This window comes from Streptomyces sp. NPDC060366 (assembly GCF_042725135.1).
GTDB lineage: Bacteria > Actinomycetota > Actinomycetes > Streptomycetales > Streptomycetaceae > Streptomyces.
Genome location: NZ_JBHXDC010000024.1, coordinates 49637 through 67431, shown reverse-complemented (window position 1 = coordinate 67431; position 17795 = coordinate 49637). Strand labels below are relative to the sequence as shown.

Here is a 17795-nt window from a genome sequence, read left to right as displayed (position 1 = left end):
GGTCACTTCCTGTAAAAGTCGAGTTCGGCGGGCTCGGTCAGGTCGGAGTCGACGACGGCCTTGTACATGAGGCCGTACCGGGTGCGGACGTTGGCGAGGACGGTCGTTGCCGCGTCGGCGGCACGCACGGCCCGCTTGTGGATCTCGTCGGCCTTGCCGACCTGAATGTTCGCGGCTTCCTCGAGCTTGACCAGGGCCGCAACATGCTTGTCGCCGCCCTTGACCGCCGTGGCAGCCTCGCGGAGCCGGGTGACGTTCTTCGCCTGCTGCTCGGCGTGCACCTTGAGGCCCCTGGTGCCTTCCGCGACCTTGGTCATGTTGGCGGCCTTGTCCTCGAGCCGCCGCTCGAAGCTCTTCAGGGTGCGGACTTCACCGCGGCTCAGCGAACCGCGGGCCGCGTTGTCGCCGAGGAACACGTGATCGGCGGTGACACCGGCGACCTGGATCGGCTGGGCGGTCTGGGGCGGGTGGTAGTCGGCGCTCGTCGCGGTGGTCACCGGCTGCTCCTTGTCTCGGGTGTTCTTGCGGTCCTGGTGGGCTTTGTCTAGGCGTTCCTTCTCGCGGGCGGCGGCTTCGGCTTGGTCGGTCCAGCCGTCGGCGGCGCCGTCGCTGTACGCCTTCACCTGGGCGAAAACTTGTGCCGCGCGGGACCCGTCGCGGTAGCCGGTCTCGCGAGCAGCCTGGGTGGAGAACGGCTTGCCGGTCTTCGGCTCGTCGCCCGTCTTGCTGTCGGCGCCGCCCTTCGCGACCGGCCCGCCCTTGGTGTCTTTTCCGGTCTCGCCGGGCTTGCCTGACGCCCCGCCGGTCTCCTTGGCGGAGGCCCCGTCCTTGCCCGCGGATCCGTTCGACCCCGCGGCGTCCTTCTTGCCGGGCCGAATCTTGTCGAGGAGAACCTTCTTCGGGGCTTTGCTGTCCTTCTGCTGCTCGGACGTCGTGCCGGACTGCCCGTCAGGCTGCTTGCCGGGCTTCCCGTTGGCGCCGTCCTTCGAGGCGGGCTGCTTGTTGCTGCCACCGGAGACCGCGCCCTTGGAAGGCGAACCAGCCGGCCCGTTGCCGGTGCCGCCCTTGCCGCCGCTTCCCGTCCGGCCCGCACCACCGTCCTTCCGGGCCCCCTGAGCTCCGACCGGGCTGGGCTTCGCCCCGTCGTGCTTCGACGTACGCGAGTCCCGGACGCCGGACTTACCGCCAGGCACCCCTCCCCCGCCAGGTCCACGACCACCCGCGGGGCCCTTCCCGCCGCTACCGGGAGACCTTCCGGAAGGCCCCTGGTGGGTGCTTCCGCTCGTTTTCTGAGGGGCTTTCGTGGCGGTTTTCTGGCCGCCCTTTCCGCCTGAATTCTTACCGCCCGACGCGGCGCCCGAAGGCGAATTTGAACCCTTGGAAGGAAGTCCACCGGAGCGGTTCATCGTGACCTGCCGGGTTTCCTTCACCTGCTGCGCCGACGCACGAGCCTTCTTCAGCTCGAGGCGCTTGTTCTCTACGCCTCCACCCTTGGCCCAGCGGCTCGCCCCGGCGAGAAGCCACGCTCTCCAGATGCTCTTCTCCTGGGCGCTCTTGGCGCCTTTCTTGTCGTCGTTCTGGGTGCTGTTGCTGTCGCCGTGGAAGGTGTCGCTGGAGCCGTGCGCAACAGCCGGGTCAGCGGCTCCTGCCGGGCCTGTGGCGGGCGCGGTGGGGTTCAGGTCGAACGTGGCCCTGGCCGGGTCGACGGGGGTGAGCAGACCGGCGAGGACCCCCGTGGCGGGCTCTCCGGGCAGGTTCTGGTTGGGCGGGTTGGCCGGCCCCGTGCTGGGGGCGGGGATCGCGTTGGTCGACATCACTCTCCTCACTGTGGGTAGTTGCTTACTGCTTACTACTGGCTCCAGGAGCCCGGCTCGGGTGGATCATGGGTTCCGGATCTGGGGTTCTGGGGCCGAGTAGTAAGCAGTAAGCAACTACTCGGCGTTACTGCGGGTGCCTCGCTTGACGGTGGCCGCGGCGAACAGGGCGACGACTCCGACACCGATGAGGGCGCCCTCGTTCATGCCGCTGGAGTCCCCGTCGGACGGCTTCGCGGACGCGGCTTCCTCCATGCCCGCGTCGGTGCTGGTGGTGGGCTCGTACTGGGCCTGGCAGGCGTCGACGATGTCCCGGTACGACGGTGATCCGAAGCCCTTGCCGATCTGGTCGGAGTGCTTCGCAACGCATTTGTCGATCGACGCCTGACGGGCCGTGTCGTAACCGGCCGTCACCTGGCGGGTGGATTCCTGGGCGCGGTTGAGTTCGCGGATCTTCTCGAGTTCCAGGGCCTGGGACTGGACGGTGAGTTCCTGCTTCTTGGCTTCACTCTCCGCGACGTTCGCGGCGTAGTTCTGGTAGCCGACGAGGGTTCCTCCGGCGAGGAGGGTGGCGCCGATTCCGAGGGCGGCTTTTCCGCGTTTCGTGAGGCCGGCCTTGTGCGGCTGGGCGGGGGCACCGTAGGGGGTGTGGTCGATGCTCTGCTCGGGGGAATTCGGGGCGAATTCTTTGCTCATCATGCGGTCGAATTCGTCGGGGCTGTTCATTCTTATTCTCCGTTCTTTCGGGCGGTGTTGGCGGCGGTCGTGAGGAGCGTTGTGACGGCGGAAAACTGCTGGTCAGGGAGGTCGTTCCACGCGAAGTACTGCATGGTGATCCCGGACCGGCGGAGCGTGTGGTGCATGTAGTGGATGGCTTTGTCGCGGGCGGCGGGGGTGGCGTGCCCGGTCTTCACGAGGACGGTCTGGGCGCCGCGGATGCAGAGCCGGCCGGTGACGGTCGTGTCAAGGGACTGACACCACCCGTACTTGTGCAGGAGGGCGAGGGTCTGGTCGAGGTGCGTGGACGGGGGTTGGGGTGCGGGGTTGTGCCACATGCCGAGGTCGGCGAGGACGCCGCGGATGGCGGGGGGCAGGAGGCGGTGGGCCCATGACGGGGTTTCGGGGGATGTGGGCAGGCTGAGGAGGGCCTCGTCGACCAGCTGCCGGGTCGGCTTCAGGTGGCGCACCGGCGCCGGCCCGGCCTGGGTGGCGGGGCTCGGCACGGTGCGGGCGGTCGTTGTCGGCATCAGTCGGTGCTCCCCTTGCGGGACTTCTCGAAGGCGGCGTGCATCTCGTCGTAGAGGTCCCGGACGGTCTGGTCGGTCTCGCCGTATCCGAGCTCGCGCCACCTCTTGATGAAGGCGCGCTGGGAGGGCTGGCCGAGGTCGGCGTAGACGCGGAAGGCACGGGCCTTCCGCTCGGCGTCGGTCGCCGCGGGGTTCGAACGCGGCTGCGGCTTGTCGTCGTGCGGCTCGTCCGCGTCTTCGGCTTGGCCGGAGGGTGCGGCTCCGGAAGCCGCGCTGGTCAGAGGGATAGAACCAAGCGGAGGAACCGCGTCCAGATTGTGCGGTCCGACGTTCGAACGCACCCCCTGCATGACAGCGACTTCAAAGTGGTCCCCTCCGAGTTGCATCCCCTTCTCGAAGGCAATCCGGTCGACGAGGTGCGCCTCAGCCATCTGCCGCTCGAAGCCTTCCAGTCCGTGGAGTGCGGCTCGGCCGGCCCGGACGAGCGCGCGGCGGTACTTCCGGTCGCTCATGAGCTTGGGCTTGCCGACCGAGTTCAGGTCGACGAACCGGTCGGCGGCGTTACTGCGGGAGATCGCTTCGGCGTCCGCGCCGCGGGATCCGATGCCGAGCTTGGATTCGAGGCGCTTGAGGCGGTCGCGCCAGGCGCGGGCGAGGATGCCGTCGGACTTGATCTCGACCTTGCCGAGCTTGGACTCCAAGCCGAGGAGCTTGTGCAGGCCGTAGGCGAGCATGACGGGGCCGACGATGCGGACTAGGGCGGTGCCCAGGTCCTCGCCTTCGAACCTGGTGACTTCGACGGCTCCGATCGCCTGGGCGAAGACGAGGGCGTATACGACGCGGGCAACGCCCTTGTCGTTGAAGGCCCAGGAGTACACGGAAAGGCCCAGGACGATGACTTCCAGGGCGAGGCCGATGGTCATGTGCCAGGGCGATTCCATGTGGAGTCGCGTGAGGGCGAAGCGTGCGCTGGTGTTGGTGGAGAGGGCGAGGCCGGCGATGACGACGAGGCCCATGCCGAGGAACCCGGTGAGGGTGCGCCGCTTCCGCTTGCCGGCGGGCTGCCGGGTCTTGGTGCGGGTGCGCTGCTTGGACGCGATGCGGTAGCCGAAGGCGAGGGTGGTGAGGGCGAGCAGGACGGCCCATGCCTGTACGGGCACCTGCTCGACCGCGTTCTGTACTTGGGAAAGCATGGGCGGGTCCTTCCGGGTCGGGTGGGGCTGCGGGTGGTCAGGCGTTGCGGGTGTCGGCGACGTCGCGGGGGTCGCGGTACCGGGCGGGGAGGTTGGGGTCGTTGTCGGCCCAGGCGACGGCGGCGTGGAGGCGGGCTCCGGTGGGGGTTTCGGTGGTGATGCCGCGAGCCTGGGTCCAGTGGTTGTGGAGGGTGAGGGCCGTGTCGGTGACTTTGAGTTGGAGGATCGCGGTGAGGGTGCGGAGGGTGCGCATGCCGTGTCCTTCCTGGGTCAGGGGGTGCGGTGGAGGTTGTCCCACGTCTCGAAGTCGATGGCGGGCCAGACCTTCATCGGCTTGCCGTCGTGGGCTGCGTCGAACTGGTCGGTGCCCTGGGCGGTGGTGAGCCGCCAGTGCGGGTTGTCGGTGACGTCGGTGTCGGGGGTGTTGGTCGGGGCGGTGGTGGTCTTCACGGGGTTCCCTTCCTGGCGGCCGGGTGGGGGTGCGGTGCCCGGTCTGTCGGCTCGACCGGGCACCGCGGGAGGGGTGGTCAGCGGGGGCGCTTCGCGGTGTCGTCGTTCTTCTTCGCGAGCTTCTTGGACAGCTCCTTCTTCTCGTCTTCGGTCATGGCCGGGCACCCCCCTTCGGCCAGGTCGGAGGTTGCGGGGTACCAGTCGCGGCGGTGGTGGCAGTAGCCGCAGGTGGTGAAGTCGGTGGGGTTGTCGGCGCCGCAGTGCTGGCAGGTGGCGGTCGGGGCGGGGTCGTTGGGGGTGTCGATGTGGCCGATGGCGTCGGCGACGGCTGCGCGGGGTGCGGTGGCGGCGGTGAGGTAGGCGTGCTGTTCACCGAGTTGCCGGACGGTCCTCTGGGTCGGGTGCGGGAGTCCGCGCAGGGACGGGTTCGAGTCGGAGTCCGCGAGCCGGGCGACGAGGAGGGCGAGGGCGGTGATGATGTCGGCGCCTTCGGAGCCGGCGAGGGTCGCGAGGACGGTCTGGGTGCGGTCGGTGGTGAGGCGGTCCAGAGCGAGGAGCTCAATGCCCTGGGTGATGAGGTCGATTCCGGCGTGGACGCCGGTCGTGTCCTCGATGACGCCGGCGAGTTCGGGGTCGATCGGGGGGACGGCGTTGCCTGCGGTGTGGACGGGGCCCATGGGGTCGGACATCACAGGCCCCCGTCCTCGTCGGCGTACGGGTCGTGCACTTCGCCGAACACGTAGTCCAGGGCCTCGGTGACGAGGGGTTCCGCGACCAGCGCGTCCTTCTTGACCTCCCCGGACAACTCCGGGATGTCCAGGTCGTTGAACGCGTCCTCGATGTCGGCGATGAGGTGCTTCTGGGCGATGAAGTCGCTGCCGAGGGTGCGGAAGTGGAGGGCGGTGTGGAGTTCGTTGATGCCGATCTGGTTCGGGTCGGCGGTCGCGGTGAGGGCGTCTTCGATCTGCGTGACCGCGTTGGGGTGCAGCTGGGTGACGGTCTCGTCGAAGATGCGAAGCGTGTCGTTGCCGGTCAGGGTCGGCTCGGGCTGGGATTCGGCGTACGCGTTGAGGGCTTTGACCGCGTCGAGGAGCGCTTCGAGGGCTGTCTCGGACAGGAGGGCGTCGCCGCCGACGAGTTGGCCGTTCCCGGCCCGCAGGTTGAGACGCCCGGCGACGGGGAGGTCGATGTCGCCGGTGAGGGCGGGGTTCAGCTTCTGAAGCTCGGTGAGGAGTTCCGTCAGGAGGAACGTCGCGCGGTCCATGGCGGTCACCAGTCCCCGAACGTGCAGACGATGGAGCAGTTGGACTTGCGGCAGTCGTGCTCGCGAATCTCCTGGGCGCGTCGCAGGTCGTCGTCCTGGTCACGCTGCGCCCGAGAGCGATTCCACGTGACCGGTTCCGCGCCTGCGGCGAGTTCGGAGCAGCGCGGGCATCCGTCGACGTGGCGGCCGAAGTTCGGGCCGTGCGAGTGCTGAGTTGCCATCGCTACGCCACCGCCTTGAGGACGCGGTCGGAGCCGGCGCGGGCGATCTGTTCACGCAGCACGGCCATCTCGTCGTCCGCAGCCCACAGGGCGCGCTTCGAAGCCCAGTCGTGGACGCCGATGACCCGGTTGCGGAGCGGCGCGGAAGACTCGACGAGTTCCTGGTAGCGGGCCTTCGCGGCGCTGATGTCACGGGCGCTGGACTGGGCGGAGTCGGGGGCCAGCGCGGGGCCGTCGGCGTAGATCGGGTCGGCGTAGTAGCGGTGCCGCTTCACCCGGTTCGGGTCCATCGTCACGCTGTTCTGCTCGGTGCAGAACTTGTCCGCGACGGTGGCACTGGCGGTCTCGCCGATCTCCTTGGCCTGCGCCCACCAGCTGGGAGCGATCTCGGTCTCCCGCATGATGCGGAAGCCGATGATCTGGTCGGCAGGACGGGCGGTGAAGTCGGGGGCCAGCGCGGGGCGCTGGGGGATGGTTCCGGTGGTTGACGTGCGATCCTTGTTCATGGCGGATCGGACCTCCTGTTATGGCAGGTGGGACGGTTCGCCGGGGCTTCTTCGGTCGCCCCCCGTTGGGTCCAGGTGGTTGCACACCTGGACCCTTTGGCGTTTCTGGGGCGCCGCCGCTTCCGACAACCTCACCGTAGCCCAACCGACACCTCTAGCGCTAGTAGTAGCGCAACATGTTTCGATGGACTAATCTCAGAGACACACCGCTGCACACAACGGAGTGAGCAGTGCACAACACAGGAGAGGGGAGGCAGGGCATGCCCAAAAAGCCTGGATACGCGGATATCGCCGCGCACTACCGCCGGCAGATTCAGGACGGCACGCTCCAGCCCGGCAACGAGATGCCGAGCTACAGCGAAGCGACCGAACAGTTCGGCGTAGCGCACACGACCGTGAACCGCGCGTACCGGGTCCTCAAGATGGAGGGACTGGTCCTCACCAGGCCGGGCAGCAAAACCATCGTTGCCGCGCCGGCCAGCACCAGCATCGGCAGCCGCGTCGCAATGCACGCGGCTACAGGTAGCGCCCTCGATGCCGGAGAGTCCTCGCGGATCATCGACGTCGGGACCGTAGGAGCTGACGCGCTGGTCGCGCCACGGCTTGAGGTCGACCCCGGCACGCCCGTTCAGGTGCGGCGCCGGATCGTCAGCAGGGGTGGCACACCTGTCCACCTGAGCAGCAGCTACTACCCCGCCTACGTGATAGCGGTGACTCCCGAGCTGAAGGAACCGGTTTCGACCGGGGCGTCGAGGGAGTTGGCGGCGTCACGGCTGGGTGTTGCTCAGGATCAGGTCCTCGAGGAAGTCACGAGCCGGCTCGCTACGGCGCCGGAGAAGCAGGCGTTGGGGCTGACTGCGTCCGATGTGGTCGTCACCCAGGTTGTCCGGACGGTCACGCTGGAAGACGGCCGTGTCGTCGAAGTGGCCGTGAAGGTTGCTGAAGGGTCGACGATTCTCCGCTGGACGACGTCTCTACGACCGGACGCACAGGAGGGAGCTGGTAACGCCTGACCCGTACGCGTTCGCGCATCCAGCTTGGACGCGCGACAGCCGGAGAAGCTACCAACTTCCCCGGCTGTCTGAGCACCACCGACCTGCGAAGTCGGCAGCAGTGACTAACCCACCCACAGAGGAAGGCAGTCGTCTTGAGCGTACTTGTTGGCGTGACTCTCGCGCCTGTGCGGGGTTCCGTTTCATCCGCTCGGGGCCTCCGATGAAGGCCCGCGATCCACGAACTGTCACCGAAAAGCCACCAGTCGTCACCTTCGCCACAGGAGCCGAACTCCTCATGCGACTGGGGCTGTGCATCCACATGACCCGCGAAGGCGTACGGCGCATCGCGTACAAGCACCCGGACTGGCCCTTCGGCCTCGACAGACCCCACCCCTACTGGGAGATCGCACGGGCGGACGTCATGGAGACCGAGCCGTTCCTGGAGTTCTTCCGCAAGCACCCGATCGTTGGCCGCGGACCGGACAAGAAGCCCCGCAAAGAAGATGGGTCATGACCCCGATACCTGGGGCAATACCTGCCAGATTCCCCGATAGCGTTTTACCCAGAACGCGCGAACGGCCGGCGAGTTCGCAGCTCACTCCGGCCGTTCAAGCACCACAGCGGGTTAGTGGCCCGCTGCCTGAAGAACACTCCGCCCGCTGAAAGCAGGTCTGTTCTCATGAGCAGAGTACTAGTAACGAGTCCCGTGACAAGTCCACGCCTCATGGCCGCTGCCGCGCCGGGGGTGATCGCGTGAGGAAGCGCATCTCGCGGCCGCGCCAGTTCGCCGCCATCGACAACAAGGCCATCGACGGTCTGCCATCAATCCTGGGCATCGGCCTGCTCACGCGGCTGATCCGGGCGAAGGACGGCGACGACGTCACGGTGGAAACCCTGGCCAGCTCGTACGAAGAGGGCGAGAAGTCCCTCACGAAGGCCATGCGGTCCCTGGTGGACGGTGCGTACGTCGTGAAGTTCAAGATTCAGCGGGCGACGACCGAGACTGTCACCGAGGACGGCAAGGAGGTCGAGAAGCGCGGTGGGTCCTGGTTCACGACGTTCACGGTGGACTCCATCCCGTTCACGCGCGAGGACATCGCGGCGATGGTGGCGGAGATCTACGCGGAGGGGAACGTCAAGTCTCACCGTGTGGAGCCGACTCGCCTGGACCCTCGTAACGCGCCTGGAGAGCCTGCGAGGCGACCGGCCCCGCCCAGAGGGGGTGTCGGTGCGACCAGGGGAAACGTGGGCGGGCAGAGTGTCGGCACCCCTGGGTCAGGGTCTCGACCGACACCCCCCTCAGGGGCCCCCGGTCGACCGACCCCCGGTCAGGGGGGTGCTCATATAAGGAATAAGACTTTCTCTCCTGACACGGAAATGCCTGAAGACGAGAGCGATGCCCTTTCAGGGCGTAGCCCTGGTGAACGCCGTAGGCAAACCACAGGTAGTAGCCCGCGCGAGGAAGGGGGCGGCTCCGCCGCGTCCGGCAAAACCAGCCCCCCACTCCCCCAAGCGCAGCGACAAGCAGTACAGGCCGTACGCGACCTCCTGCCCGCCGAACTGAACCAAGCTCTCGGCGACAAGACCCCCGGCAACATCCAGGCCGACATCATCACCGCCCTCGCTGCCGGTACACCCCGCGAGCGGACGGTGGAGCAGCTGGTGAGGTACCGGCTGATGCCCCGCTGGGAGCGGTACTGGGCGGCCCGGTTCTACGCCGGGGAGCTGACGCCGAAGATGCCGTCGGGGAGGCTGAAGCAGCCGTTCGGGCCGTTGTCGCAGATGCTTGAGGACACTGCCGAGTGCAGCAACCTGACGTGCGAGGACCGGCGCGACTTCGTCCTCGAGGGAGACTGTCGCGCGTGCGAGATGCGGAAGGTCGACCGCCGCGCGGACCGGACCAAGGAGCGCCAGGACGCCGCTACGGACGCGTCTTCGACCACTGAGGCCCCGGCAGTGCCGATGCCTTCCCCGAGGGCATCACAGGCCGTGTGGTGGGACTGCAAGATGTGCCCCGCGTCCGCGAAGGGGGAGCCGCCGGCGGACGGTATCTGCCGTAGGTGCCGGGAGAAGGCTGCGGTGGCCGTGGCGTGGACGGACCCTGACGCCTCGTCGTACGAGGAGCCTGCTGCCGGGCCGTCGGACGCGGACCTTGCTGCGGAGAAGCGCGCCCAGGAGGAGGCCGCCCTGGACGCCCGGCTCCGTGCTGAGCAGGCCGCGATGTACGGCACTCCGGAGCAGCAGGCCATGTACGCGACGTCTGCACCGTTCTGACCGATCGCCGGGCCGGGTGCGGCGGAGTGACGGAAACGTGTCGCGCCGCCGCACATCCGCCCGAAGGTCCGAGGCTGAGACGGTGACGACGACCTATGGAAAGTGCGCCAGCTGCGGCGTGCGCCTTCGTGCAACTGGCGCCGGCGATGGAATTGGAGACTGTGAGGCCCGGAGTCTGGCACCGGTTTGGCGATCACAGCACCAGACCGAACCCGACCATCTCCGGCCGGTCGGGTCTTCGGTTCCGTGGCTCTGCTGGGTCTGCCAGATCTGCATGGAGAGTTCTGCTACCGCTGGCTGAGGTTTGCGTGCGAGGTTATTTTCCTGGGGTTCACGCCCCTGGCCAACTCTAGGTCGGGGGCAATGTGTTGCTCAGGTCACACCGTCATGCGTATTGCTATAGCCATACGTGACAGCTAGGTTGGAGATGTGCCGCCGACCTGGTTGGGTCCCCTGCGAAAGTTCCCCTCGCAGGCCGGCGACACGCCCGCACCACCCAGCTGGGCCTCGCGGAATGGTCAGTCTGCCTGACCGACCATCACCCCACTTCCGCGAGGCCCCTCATGACCGAGAACACGCCCCTCAACGGCCAAATCCCGCCCCGAACCCTCCTGCTCCTCGCCCTGGCCGTCATCGGCCGACTCGACCCCGAAACCGCGACCGCCCTCGGGACCGCGTTAGAGCTGGCCTTCATCGCCGGCCTCACCCAAGGCCCCCGAACCGGCCCATGACTCCGAAGGAGAACCGCCATGGCCCGCACCGTCCCCACCCCCGCCCAGCCGAAAGGCCCCGGCCAGGTCACCGTCGCCGACATTCAGGAGTACACCGACTACTACACGGACTTCCGCAACCCCGGCCGCGAAGCCGCCCGCGAATCCTTCTGCCCCCACGGCTACCGGCTCACCGACAGCTGCCCGAACTGCCCGAGTTGCTGACGACGGCGGGCCAGACTTTCCACCAACGCGACGGAGGCACGATGAGACTGTTCGGCCGCAAGATCGACCAAGTGAGCACGGAAGAGGAGCGCTACGCCGCCCGCCAAGCCCAAGCCGCCACCACACGGGCAGCGGCAGCCCGTCAGGCCGAACTCAAGGAGGCCAAGCGCGCCGCGATCCAGTCGGCGCAGAACCGCCGGGACGCCAAGGCTGCGAAGCGCGCAAGGATCAAGACCGTCGGCCAAATCAAGAAAACCCGCCAGGGCTACGTCACCACCGGATGGGAAATCGACGTCCCCGACGGCAGCGGACGAGGCCGCGTGACGGAAACCGAAGTGACCCACCAAGGCACCCTGGGCGGGTTCACCCCGGCCGAGCTGTGCCGCATCGCCCACGGCCCCCGCTGCCGCAACTGCTGATGAATGCTTCTGACCGCACCGCCCCCGACCCTCCCCAGGGTTCGGGGGCGGTGCGCGCGTACGCGAACAGCAGTGCGCCCAATCCGATCTGACACCCTGTCCAGGCCGCGGAGGTTGAGGACATCCATGCCGGGTCGCGCGCTACGGCTGGCTCGACGGCGGCGGGGCGGCGGACCCTTCCGCAAACCTCCTGGCTTGGCTGATGGCATAGGCACGGAAGGCGGCACCAGCCTCATTCATGTGCTCAACCGTTCGGAATCGCTGCTCGTTGAAAAGGGCCTGGCCCTGCCAAGGCTCGACGCAGCACATGAGGTCATTCCATTCGTCCCGCAGCTGGAACATCGTGTCGCGGTTTTGCCCGGCGGCGTTGAGCCGTAGCCGAGTGTGGATCCGCGCGCCAAGAGAGTGGGCGACTGTGTACACGCTGAGGGCGAGGTTTGCGGGACGGCTGCCGGCCTCCTCGGCAAGGGCGTGCCGGGACACGCAGGCCAGAGCGGCATTGACGTCCTCTGGGGTGATGTCGGAGGCGTACTCAAGCGTGGCCATAGCGTTCCCTCAGTTGGCGATAGTGACACCAAGGCTGGAGGTTTCCCAGAGCGCGATAGGGGTGACACTCCGACGCCTCCGGCCAACTTTCGGTCGGGGGCGTTCTGCTGGCCAAACGCAGCGGCGCCCACGCCTGCACGGCTCAGAAATCGACGAAGCGGGGGCAGTCCCAATCACACGCCCCGCCGTTGTCGTCCGAGCAGTCATGCTTGAGCTCTGGTTCGTCCTCCCACGGCACCCGTACTTTGCGGACCACGGTGACCGTCCAGTCCAGCTGCGCCGGATCGGTACAGAGCCAGCAGTAGTAGTCAGGTCCGTGCTTGCACTCCTGGGCAGCGCTCATTTTCGCATCGTGGCATTCGGGGCCGGTTGCACCGGCACTGCCGCGCCGCTGACTACTCCCCCTGGCCCGCCTTGGGGCCGGCGCCGCTCGAGAACGGCAACTCCCCAGACCGCGCCGCCCTCAGCACTCAACAGGGCCCCGTACCCTGCTACGACCAAAAGGAGGGACTGAAGCATGCCTCGCCTCATCTACACGGTGAACAAAGCGCTCACGGACGCGCAGATCGCCGCCCTGTACGACCTCTCCGAGAAGAGCAAGGTCGTGATCGGCTTGTGGCAGAACACGCCTTCCCCCACCCGCGACTCTTTCACCTGGTCCATCAGTGGCGGACTCATTCGGGTCCTGAAGTTCCGGAAAATCCTGAAGTCGCTGGGCTGATCGAGCCTGTCAGGTCGTCGTGTACGAACAGGTCAACGCCCCGGATGGCTGAGCGGCTACCACCCCCGAACTGGTCTGGTTCGGGGGTGTTGTTGTGTCCTGGCGGTGCGCACGGCCCGCTGCCATGCTGGGCTCGTGGACTTCGAATACACCTGCGGGTGGTGCGGTGCCGAGAACGCCGTCTGGGGAAAGCCGACCGGCTTCTGGACGGAGCGCTACCTCGTTCCGGACGAGTGGACCTGCTACCTCTGCGGCGGGCTCAATTACACCCCCGACGACTGACCGGCCCCACGCCTCGCGCCCAGGCGGATCATGCGAGGCTTGGCCGGTAGCCGTACGACGGAGGAGAACTGTGCCGGACCCCAGCCCCCGCGGCACCTACCTGAAGATCGTCGACCAGGTCAAAGCCCGCATCGAAGCCGACCCTGGCATGACGGAACTGCCGCCGGTCGCGGACCTCATGGCCGAGTACGGCGTGTCCCGCGGGCTGATCCTTCGGGTGTTCCGGACCCTGAAACACGAGCGGGTTGCCGAGCCTGTACCGGGAGGCCGGTGGCGGATCATCCGCGACACCGATCCCGTTGACCGTCGGCCCCTGCACGAACGCCTGGCCGAAGTCATCACCCTGGACGAACTCGAGGTCGGGGCGTTGTTCCCCAGTGCGACCGTGTTGTCCGACCGGTTCGGGATGTCGAGGCCGACGGTGTCCAAAGCCCTGGACAAGCTCGAGGCCGCGGGCCTGCTGTCGGCTACCCGGCAGGGGAAGCCGCGTACCGTCCTGGCGTTGCCGGACCCGAACGCGAACTGACGGCGATTCGCCGTACGGCGGCCACAAGGCCGACTGCTGTCACTCGTCGTCCCTCCAGTAGTCGGGGAGCGTGTCCAGCTCGTACTGCTCATTCAAGATATCGATCGCCAGCCGAAGGGGCAGCGATGCGATGTACGCCATGTACTCAACCTGCCGCGCCCGGTAGCTCTCGTAGTCGGTGCTCTTGGCCGTGGGTGATCCCGGAGACGAGATCGGCAGTGCGGGGAGACCGTACTCCGGGGTCGGGCGTGAAGTGCTCATGAGGTCCAGCACAGCACGGCCGGATCAACGGAGGGCGGTGCCACACCTGCTTAGGGCCCTGCGTTCCTTCCACCGGCGACTGACGGCAGGTCACCATTCCGTCACATCGCCCCCGTACGGCCCTCAAAGCCCCGATGATGCGCTCATCCGACCTTGGGGGCCCTCATGCACCGAAACACCCGCAGAACGGCGCCTGTGGCCGCCGTGACCGCGTTCCTGGCCGTACTCACCCTGGCCGGCTGCTCGAGCGGCCCCGAGTACACCGCGGCCGACTGCCGGGACCTCCTCGAACGCAACGTCCTCGCCGACAACATCAGCGACGTGTCGAAAGAGCCCGAGTGCAAGGAACTCAGCCACGACGAGTACGGGGACGCCGTGGAAACCGTGCTGATCAAGCACAAGGACCGCATCATCAACCCCGGCGGATGACCCGCCGCGGTCAGGGGTCAGGCCGCAGCAGCGCTGGCCCCTTCCCCTGGGTCTTCACGGCGCCTGGAACCGCGGTGCGCGGCTTCATCCGGGTCACCGTCCAGCTGCGGCAGCGAGTCGACCTCGTACGGTGCCGCCTCGTCGGGGTCCTCGCGGGCAATGGCCGCCCCCGTGCATTCGGCGCACTGGTACATGCCGCCCTCGAGCTCGAGCATCGTCTCTGCGGGTCCGGTGGTGTCGCATCCGGACGCGCACGTCACATCCCCGGTATCGCTCATGCTTCCGACGGTCCGTCAGGGTCACGGGGCCGGGGAGCGCGTCCGCGGGGGCGTACGGGTGTTTGGTCCCCGCTCACTGCCCGTGCAGCCTCACCAGTCCCGCCCGGTGTGCCTGGCGTACCCGGTGTGCCCGCGGTGGGAAGTCTGCGGCCGGGCAGGGGACTTCGGGTCTCGCGACGCTCATACGGGCTCGGATCCACCCACCCCATGATCAGTATTGCTATAGCCATACCCATGAGCTAGTGTTCGACACGCACCACAAACCAGCCGCACCCCGGCCCGCCAGAACACGCAAAACCCGCTACACAAAGCACCCCCAGCAACGCAACCATCCCACCCCCACAGGTGTCCCACCTTTCACCTACATACGCCGCCGTGCCCCCACCACCCGGCCCGTCCCCGGATACGAGGCCCCGTGACCATTCCCGACCCGCCGGCCCAACCACCGGCCCCCACCGACCCGCAAGGCGCGCACACCGCGAACAACCCGGCCAAGCCCACCCGCCGGCGCACCATCACCACCGCCGCCATCGGATTCCTCGCCGGCGCCGCAGCCGTAGCAGCCGCCTGGGCCATCACCACCGCCGACGGCAACACCTGGCCCCTCACCGGCAACCAGACGGCCGCCGCGGACCCCGCCACGTTCGACCTGACCGGCGAGTTCACCCTCACCGAAGGCGCCGTCAGCGACGGCATGGAAGGCTGCGAAGGCACCGGCGGCTTCGACGACATCGCCATGGGCACCTCCGTGACCGTGTACGACGCCGCGGGCACCATCATCGCCACCGACTCCCTCGTCCTTTCCGAGTGGGACGGTGCGGGTTCGTGCACGTTCGACATCTCCGTCAGCGACGTGCCGACCGGCGAAGACTTCTACCAGGTGGAGATCTCCCACCGCGGGAAGATTCAGCTCTCCGCCGCGGAGGCCGAAGCCGGCGAGTTCGCCGGCTCCCTGGGCTGACCGCCCCCACAAGCACCGCCACCCCCACGGCACCGCCCTGACCCATCCGATCCATCAGGAAGACAACCCATGTCGCAGCAGTACCCGCACAACCCGCAGAACCCCAACCAGCCGTCGCAGCAGTCCTCGTGGGGCGCACAGCCGCAGAGCCAGCAGTACAGCCCCCCGCAAGCCCCGTACCAGCCGGTCCCGCCGTACCAGCCCGAGCCGCCGAAGAAGAAGTCGTGGGTCGCCCGCCACAAGGTCCTCACCGTCATCGGTGCGGTCGTCGCCGTCTTCATCATCGGCGGCATTGCTTCCGGCGGTGGTGAGGACACCGGCTCCAACACCGCGACCGCCGCACCGGACAAGGCGGCCGACGCCAAGCCCGCAGACGACGCCGCGAAGGAGAAGCCCGCGGACAAGCCGAAGAAGGAACTGTCCCAGGCCGAGGAGTTCAAGGCGTTCGTCGCGAAGAACGGCACCGGCCCGGAGAAGGCCGCGGCCAAGCACGTCACGAAGGTCCAGGGCGCCGACAAGCAGAACGACTTCCTTGACGCGGCGGACGTCTACACCGACTACAAGGGCGGCATCATGAGCCCGAACCAGGGCGATGCGAAGCTCCTGGCGTCGGCGTTCGCGGACTGGAAGGACTCGGAGAACGGGCTCGTCACGGTGTACGACGCGGCCGGCGAGCTGATGGCGAACGGCAACTTCTAGGCCCACCCTGCTGACTGGCCCCGCCGATCTCCCGTCGGCGGGGTCTTCGCGTGCCCGGGGTCAGAGGTTGACGACGGCCCAGATGCGGCGACCGTCCGGAGCAATGTCCGTGCCGCATGACGACACGACCGGCAGCGTCCCGAGCTCCGTCAGCACCCGGTCCCCGCCAGGGGCGTAGCCTGCGGTCAGGTCGGTGCCGTGGGACAGGGCGAGGATGCACGCCTGCTCGTCCTGATCCGTCAGGTGGACGCTGATGCGTTTCGACTCGTCGGCGAGCGCGGCCGTCACGACCAGCTGCACGACCCGCGAGGTGACTTCGACCGCCGGGTCGGACAACCGATGCCCCCATTCGGCGAGCTGCACCAGAACCCGGCGCCGCGCCTTCGCCGTCGTCCACGGCGCGTTGTCCATGGGCCAGTTGACTCCGCGCCGGTTCCGCATCGCGACCCCGCGCCGGCCGGTCGCCGCGACCGTGCCGGGCCCGGAGGACCCACCACCGGTGTCGGGGCGTGGCGGGGAAATGGGCTTCTTCGGCGGCGGCGGAGTCTTCGGCGGGTAGTCGGGGTGGTGGTCTGCGGTGGTCTGTGACGGCATGGGGCCTCCCCGGTGGTGCGGCGGGGCCGGATGGCCCTCAGGTTCACGGTAGGCGTGTACGGGGCGGCCTGACCCGTTTTCGGGTCGGCTGTCAGTCCCGCAAGGCAGGATTCACCCCATGACCGACCCCAAGACCCCCGCCCAGCACCTGTCCGACGCCGGCGACGCCGTTCGTGCCTTCAACCACGCCTCCCGCAACGCGAGCGTGAAGGACTGGCAGTTCCCGAGTCACGCCTACGACGCGCTCGGGAACCTCTCCTACCTGGTCCAGATGCTCGGGCAGGCCGTCGAGCAGTCCGCCCGCCCCGTGATGCGCACACACGAACACGGGCGCGTCCGCATCGACGGCAACGGCGACGCCGACGCGAAGGTGATGGAGCTGGTATTGGCCCGCGAGGACGCCGTGGCCGCCGCTGCCGCGCTGACCGACGCGGTCCAGCGGATGCACAACGCCAGCTCTCCGATGGGCCTCGACACCACGGGAATGCCGGAGTTCGAGGACGACGACGCCTGACCGACCGCATTACTTGGGGCCCGTGGCTGGCGCTGCGGGCCTTTTGCATGCCCACAACGCGATACGTATTGCTATAGCCATACCCAAAGAGTAAAGTGGGAGCCGCACCAGCCCCCACACCGGCCCCGCCGCGACAACCCCCGCGCGGCGGGGCCCACACGCAAAACCAGGGGCAACGCGCGACCGAATCCGCGTCACGCTGGTACAGCACCCTTCCCAGGAGCCGCCATGAACCTCCCCGACCTCAAGCAGCCGACAGTCGCCGGACCGACCGTGTGGATCCTCTCCAGCGGCGAACTGCACGAAGGCGGCACCATCATCGGCGTCTACCTTGACCGCGACCTCGCCCGAGGCGCGTTCGTCAGGGAAGCGCAAGCCCTTGATGCCCGGTTCGGTATCGACGACGCCCGCCAGGACGACGACGGTGCGCTCCACCTCGAAGGCGGATGCGACTGGATCGCGTTGGAACCGCACCCGGTTGTCGTCGCCCACGAACTGACGGGATGAGTCGTGTCCGTTCTGATCCGTACCCGTATCCGGCACCGGACCGCGCCGAACCCCGACGGCTGCCGCTGGTGCGGAGACGACCACGGCCACCACGGCTACACCTGGGTCCAATCCCGCGGCCTGCACCAGTGGGAACCCCCGACCCCCGCGCAACGCCTC

At 68.0% G+C, this 17795-nt stretch carries 29 protein-coding genes; 14 read left to right on the top strand and 15 right to left on the bottom strand.

The annotated features are described in order from the left end of the window. Positions 1-2: 2 nt before the first annotated feature. The 10 genes from ACFWHU_RS34835 to ACFWHU_RS34790 form a co-directional block, all read right to left on the bottom strand. The gene (locus ACFWHU_RS34835) at positions 3-1814 is read right to left on the bottom strand and encodes a hypothetical protein (RefSeq protein WP_387230010.1); all 1812 of its coding nucleotides are present in this window, start codon (positions 1812-1814) and stop codon (positions 3-5) included. Between the two features lie 117 nt (positions 1815-1931). Further along, positions 1932-2540: a hypothetical protein gene (locus ACFWHU_RS34830; RefSeq protein ID WP_387230008.1), complete on the bottom strand. Its 609-nt coding sequence runs from the start codon at positions 2538-2540 to the stop codon at positions 1932-1934. Between the two features lie 2 nt (positions 2541-2542). After that, on the bottom strand, positions 2543-3061 hold the full coding sequence (locus ACFWHU_RS34825) for a hypothetical protein (protein WP_387230006.1): 519 nt from the start codon (positions 3059-3061) through the stop codon (positions 2543-2545). Beyond that, positions 3061-4254 carry a hypothetical protein gene (locus ACFWHU_RS34820; protein WP_387230004.1) on the bottom strand — a complete coding sequence of 398 codons (1194 nt, stop codon included), beginning with the start codon at positions 4252-4254 and terminating at the stop codon, positions 3061-3063. Before ACFWHU_RS34820 ends, ACFWHU_RS34825 begins: the two co-directional genes overlap by 1 nt. A gap of 37 nt (positions 4255-4291) precedes the next feature. Next, positions 4292-4507, bottom strand: coding sequence for a hypothetical protein (locus tag ACFWHU_RS34815; protein ID WP_387230002.1), 216 nt, complete (start codon positions 4505-4507; stop codon positions 4292-4294). A gap of 17 nt (positions 4508-4524) precedes the next feature. Continuing rightward, complete coding sequence (locus ACFWHU_RS34810; protein ID WP_387230001.1) at positions 4525-4704, bottom strand: hypothetical protein; 180 nt, start codon at positions 4702-4704, stop codon at positions 4525-4527. A 77-nt stretch (positions 4705-4781) separates the two neighbouring features. After that, positions 4782-5393, bottom strand: a complete 612-nt coding sequence (locus ACFWHU_RS34805) for a hypothetical protein (RefSeq protein WP_387229999.1) — start codon at positions 5391-5393, stop codon at positions 4782-4784. Beyond that, on the bottom strand, positions 5393-5968 hold the full coding sequence (locus tag ACFWHU_RS34800) for a hypothetical protein (protein WP_387229997.1): 576 nt from the start codon (positions 5966-5968) through the stop codon (positions 5393-5395). The genes ACFWHU_RS34805 and ACFWHU_RS34800 overlap by 1 nt, the downstream gene beginning before the upstream one ends. 5 nt (positions 5969-5973) lie before the next feature. Next, positions 5974-6189 carry a hypothetical protein gene (locus ACFWHU_RS34795; RefSeq protein WP_387229995.1) on the bottom strand — a complete coding sequence of 72 codons (216 nt, stop codon included), beginning with the start codon at positions 6187-6189 and terminating at the stop codon, positions 5974-5976. A gap of 2 nt (positions 6190-6191) precedes the next feature. Then, positions 6192-6695, bottom strand: a complete 504-nt coding sequence (locus tag ACFWHU_RS34790) for a hypothetical protein (RefSeq protein WP_387229993.1) — start codon at positions 6693-6695, stop codon at positions 6192-6194. A gap of 260 nt (positions 6696-6955) precedes the next feature. Between ACFWHU_RS34790 and ACFWHU_RS34785 the strand changes: the two genes are divergently transcribed. From ACFWHU_RS34785 to ACFWHU_RS34760, 6 genes are all read left to right on the top strand, one after another. Beyond that, positions 6956-7708 (top strand): GntR family transcriptional regulator, encoded by a 753-nt coding sequence (locus tag ACFWHU_RS34785; protein WP_387229991.1) that lies wholly within the window; start codon positions 6956-6958, stop codon positions 7706-7708. Between the two features lie 277 nt (positions 7709-7985). Further along, a complete protein-coding gene (locus tag ACFWHU_RS34780) occupies positions 7986-8204 on the top strand; it encodes a hypothetical protein (protein ID WP_387229989.1) in 219 nt (72 codons plus the stop codon). A gap of 239 nt (positions 8205-8443) precedes the next feature. After that, complete coding sequence (locus ACFWHU_RS34775) at positions 8444-9964, top strand: hypothetical protein (RefSeq protein WP_387229987.1); 1521 nt, start codon at positions 8444-8446, stop codon at positions 9962-9964. A gap of 563 nt (positions 9965-10527) precedes the next feature. Continuing rightward, positions 10528-10695, top strand: a complete 168-nt coding sequence (locus ACFWHU_RS34770; RefSeq protein ID WP_387229985.1) for a hypothetical protein — start codon at positions 10528-10530, stop codon at positions 10693-10695. Positions 10696-10713: 18 nt separating this feature from the next. Further along, positions 10714-10899 (top strand): hypothetical protein, encoded by a 186-nt coding sequence (locus ACFWHU_RS34765; RefSeq protein WP_387229983.1) that lies wholly within the window; start codon positions 10714-10716, stop codon positions 10897-10899. A 41-nt stretch (positions 10900-10940) separates the two neighbouring features. Further along, entirely contained in the window at positions 10941-11318 is a 378-nt protein-coding gene (locus ACFWHU_RS34760; RefSeq protein WP_387229981.1) for a hypothetical protein, read from the top strand. A gap of 141 nt (positions 11319-11459) precedes the next feature. Here ACFWHU_RS34760 and ACFWHU_RS34755 read toward each other — a convergent pair whose 3' ends face one another. Next, positions 11460-11864 (bottom strand): hypothetical protein, encoded by a 405-nt coding sequence (locus ACFWHU_RS34755; protein WP_387229979.1) that lies wholly within the window; start codon positions 11862-11864, stop codon positions 11460-11462. Between the two features lie 142 nt (positions 11865-12006). Further along, positions 12007-12207, bottom strand: a complete 201-nt coding sequence (locus tag ACFWHU_RS34750; RefSeq protein WP_387229977.1) for a hypothetical protein — start codon at positions 12205-12207, stop codon at positions 12007-12009. Positions 12208-12381: 174 nt separating this feature from the next. On the opposite strand from ACFWHU_RS34750, the gene ACFWHU_RS34745 reads away from it, so the two are divergent. The 3 genes from ACFWHU_RS34745 to ACFWHU_RS34735 all read left to right on the top strand — a co-directional run bounded on the left by ACFWHU_RS34745 (position 12382) and on the right by ACFWHU_RS34735 (position 13393). Beyond that, the gene (locus tag ACFWHU_RS34745) at positions 12382-12585 is read left to right on the top strand and encodes a hypothetical protein (RefSeq protein WP_387229975.1); all 204 of its coding nucleotides are present in this window, start codon (positions 12382-12384) and stop codon (positions 12583-12585) included. Positions 12586-12720: 135 nt separating this feature from the next. Then, positions 12721-12867, top strand: coding sequence for a hypothetical protein (locus tag ACFWHU_RS34740; RefSeq protein WP_387229973.1), 147 nt, complete (start codon positions 12721-12723; stop codon positions 12865-12867). Positions 12868-12937: 70 nt separating this feature from the next. Beyond that, positions 12938-13393 (top strand): GntR family transcriptional regulator, encoded by a 456-nt coding sequence (locus ACFWHU_RS34735; protein ID WP_387229971.1) that lies wholly within the window; start codon positions 12938-12940, stop codon positions 13391-13393. 39 nt (positions 13394-13432) lie between these two features. Here the strand turns inward: ACFWHU_RS34735 and ACFWHU_RS34730 are convergent, their stop codons facing one another. After that, on the bottom strand, positions 13433-13654 hold the full coding sequence (locus tag ACFWHU_RS34730) for a hypothetical protein (RefSeq protein WP_387229969.1): 222 nt from the start codon (positions 13652-13654) through the stop codon (positions 13433-13435). A 195-nt stretch (positions 13655-13849) separates the two neighbouring features. Here ACFWHU_RS34730 and ACFWHU_RS34725 point away from each other — a divergent pair, with 195 nt between their 5' ends. Then, positions 13850-14083 carry a hypothetical protein gene (locus ACFWHU_RS34725; protein WP_387229967.1) on the top strand — a complete coding sequence of 78 codons (234 nt, stop codon included), beginning with the start codon at positions 13850-13852 and terminating at the stop codon, positions 14081-14083. Between the two features lie 17 nt (positions 14084-14100). Here the strand turns inward: ACFWHU_RS34725 and ACFWHU_RS34720 are convergent, their stop codons facing one another. Beyond that, positions 14101-14361 carry a hypothetical protein gene (locus ACFWHU_RS34720; RefSeq protein WP_387229965.1) on the bottom strand — a complete coding sequence of 87 codons (261 nt, stop codon included), beginning with the start codon at positions 14359-14361 and terminating at the stop codon, positions 14101-14103. Between the two features lie 415 nt (positions 14362-14776). On the opposite strand from ACFWHU_RS34720, the gene ACFWHU_RS34715 reads away from it, so the two are divergent. Together ACFWHU_RS34715 and ACFWHU_RS34710 are read left to right on the top strand one after the other, a co-directional pair. Continuing rightward, positions 14777-15322, top strand: coding sequence for a hypothetical protein (locus ACFWHU_RS34715; protein WP_387229963.1), 546 nt, complete (start codon positions 14777-14779; stop codon positions 15320-15322). A 69-nt stretch (positions 15323-15391) separates the two neighbouring features. Continuing rightward, on the top strand, positions 15392-16021 hold the full coding sequence (locus tag ACFWHU_RS34710) for a hypothetical protein (RefSeq protein ID WP_387229961.1): 630 nt from the start codon (positions 15392-15394) through the stop codon (positions 16019-16021). Positions 16022-16081: 60 nt separating this feature from the next. Here ACFWHU_RS34710 and ACFWHU_RS34705 read toward each other — a convergent pair whose 3' ends face one another. Then, positions 16082-16615 carry a hypothetical protein gene (locus ACFWHU_RS34705; protein ID WP_387229959.1) on the bottom strand — a complete coding sequence of 178 codons (534 nt, stop codon included), beginning with the start codon at positions 16613-16615 and terminating at the stop codon, positions 16082-16084. 118 nt (positions 16616-16733) lie between these two features. Here ACFWHU_RS34705 and ACFWHU_RS34700 point away from each other — a divergent pair, with 118 nt between their 5' ends. Together ACFWHU_RS34700 and ACFWHU_RS34695 are read left to right on the top strand one after the other, a co-directional pair. Beyond that, positions 16734-17129, top strand: coding sequence for a hypothetical protein (locus tag ACFWHU_RS34700; protein ID WP_387229957.1), 396 nt, complete (start codon positions 16734-16736; stop codon positions 17127-17129). A 228-nt stretch (positions 17130-17357) separates the two neighbouring features. Beyond that, entirely contained in the window at positions 17358-17636 is a 279-nt protein-coding gene (locus ACFWHU_RS34695) for a hypothetical protein (protein ID WP_387229955.1), read from the top strand. The last annotated feature ends 159 nt before the right edge of the window (positions 17637-17795 follow it).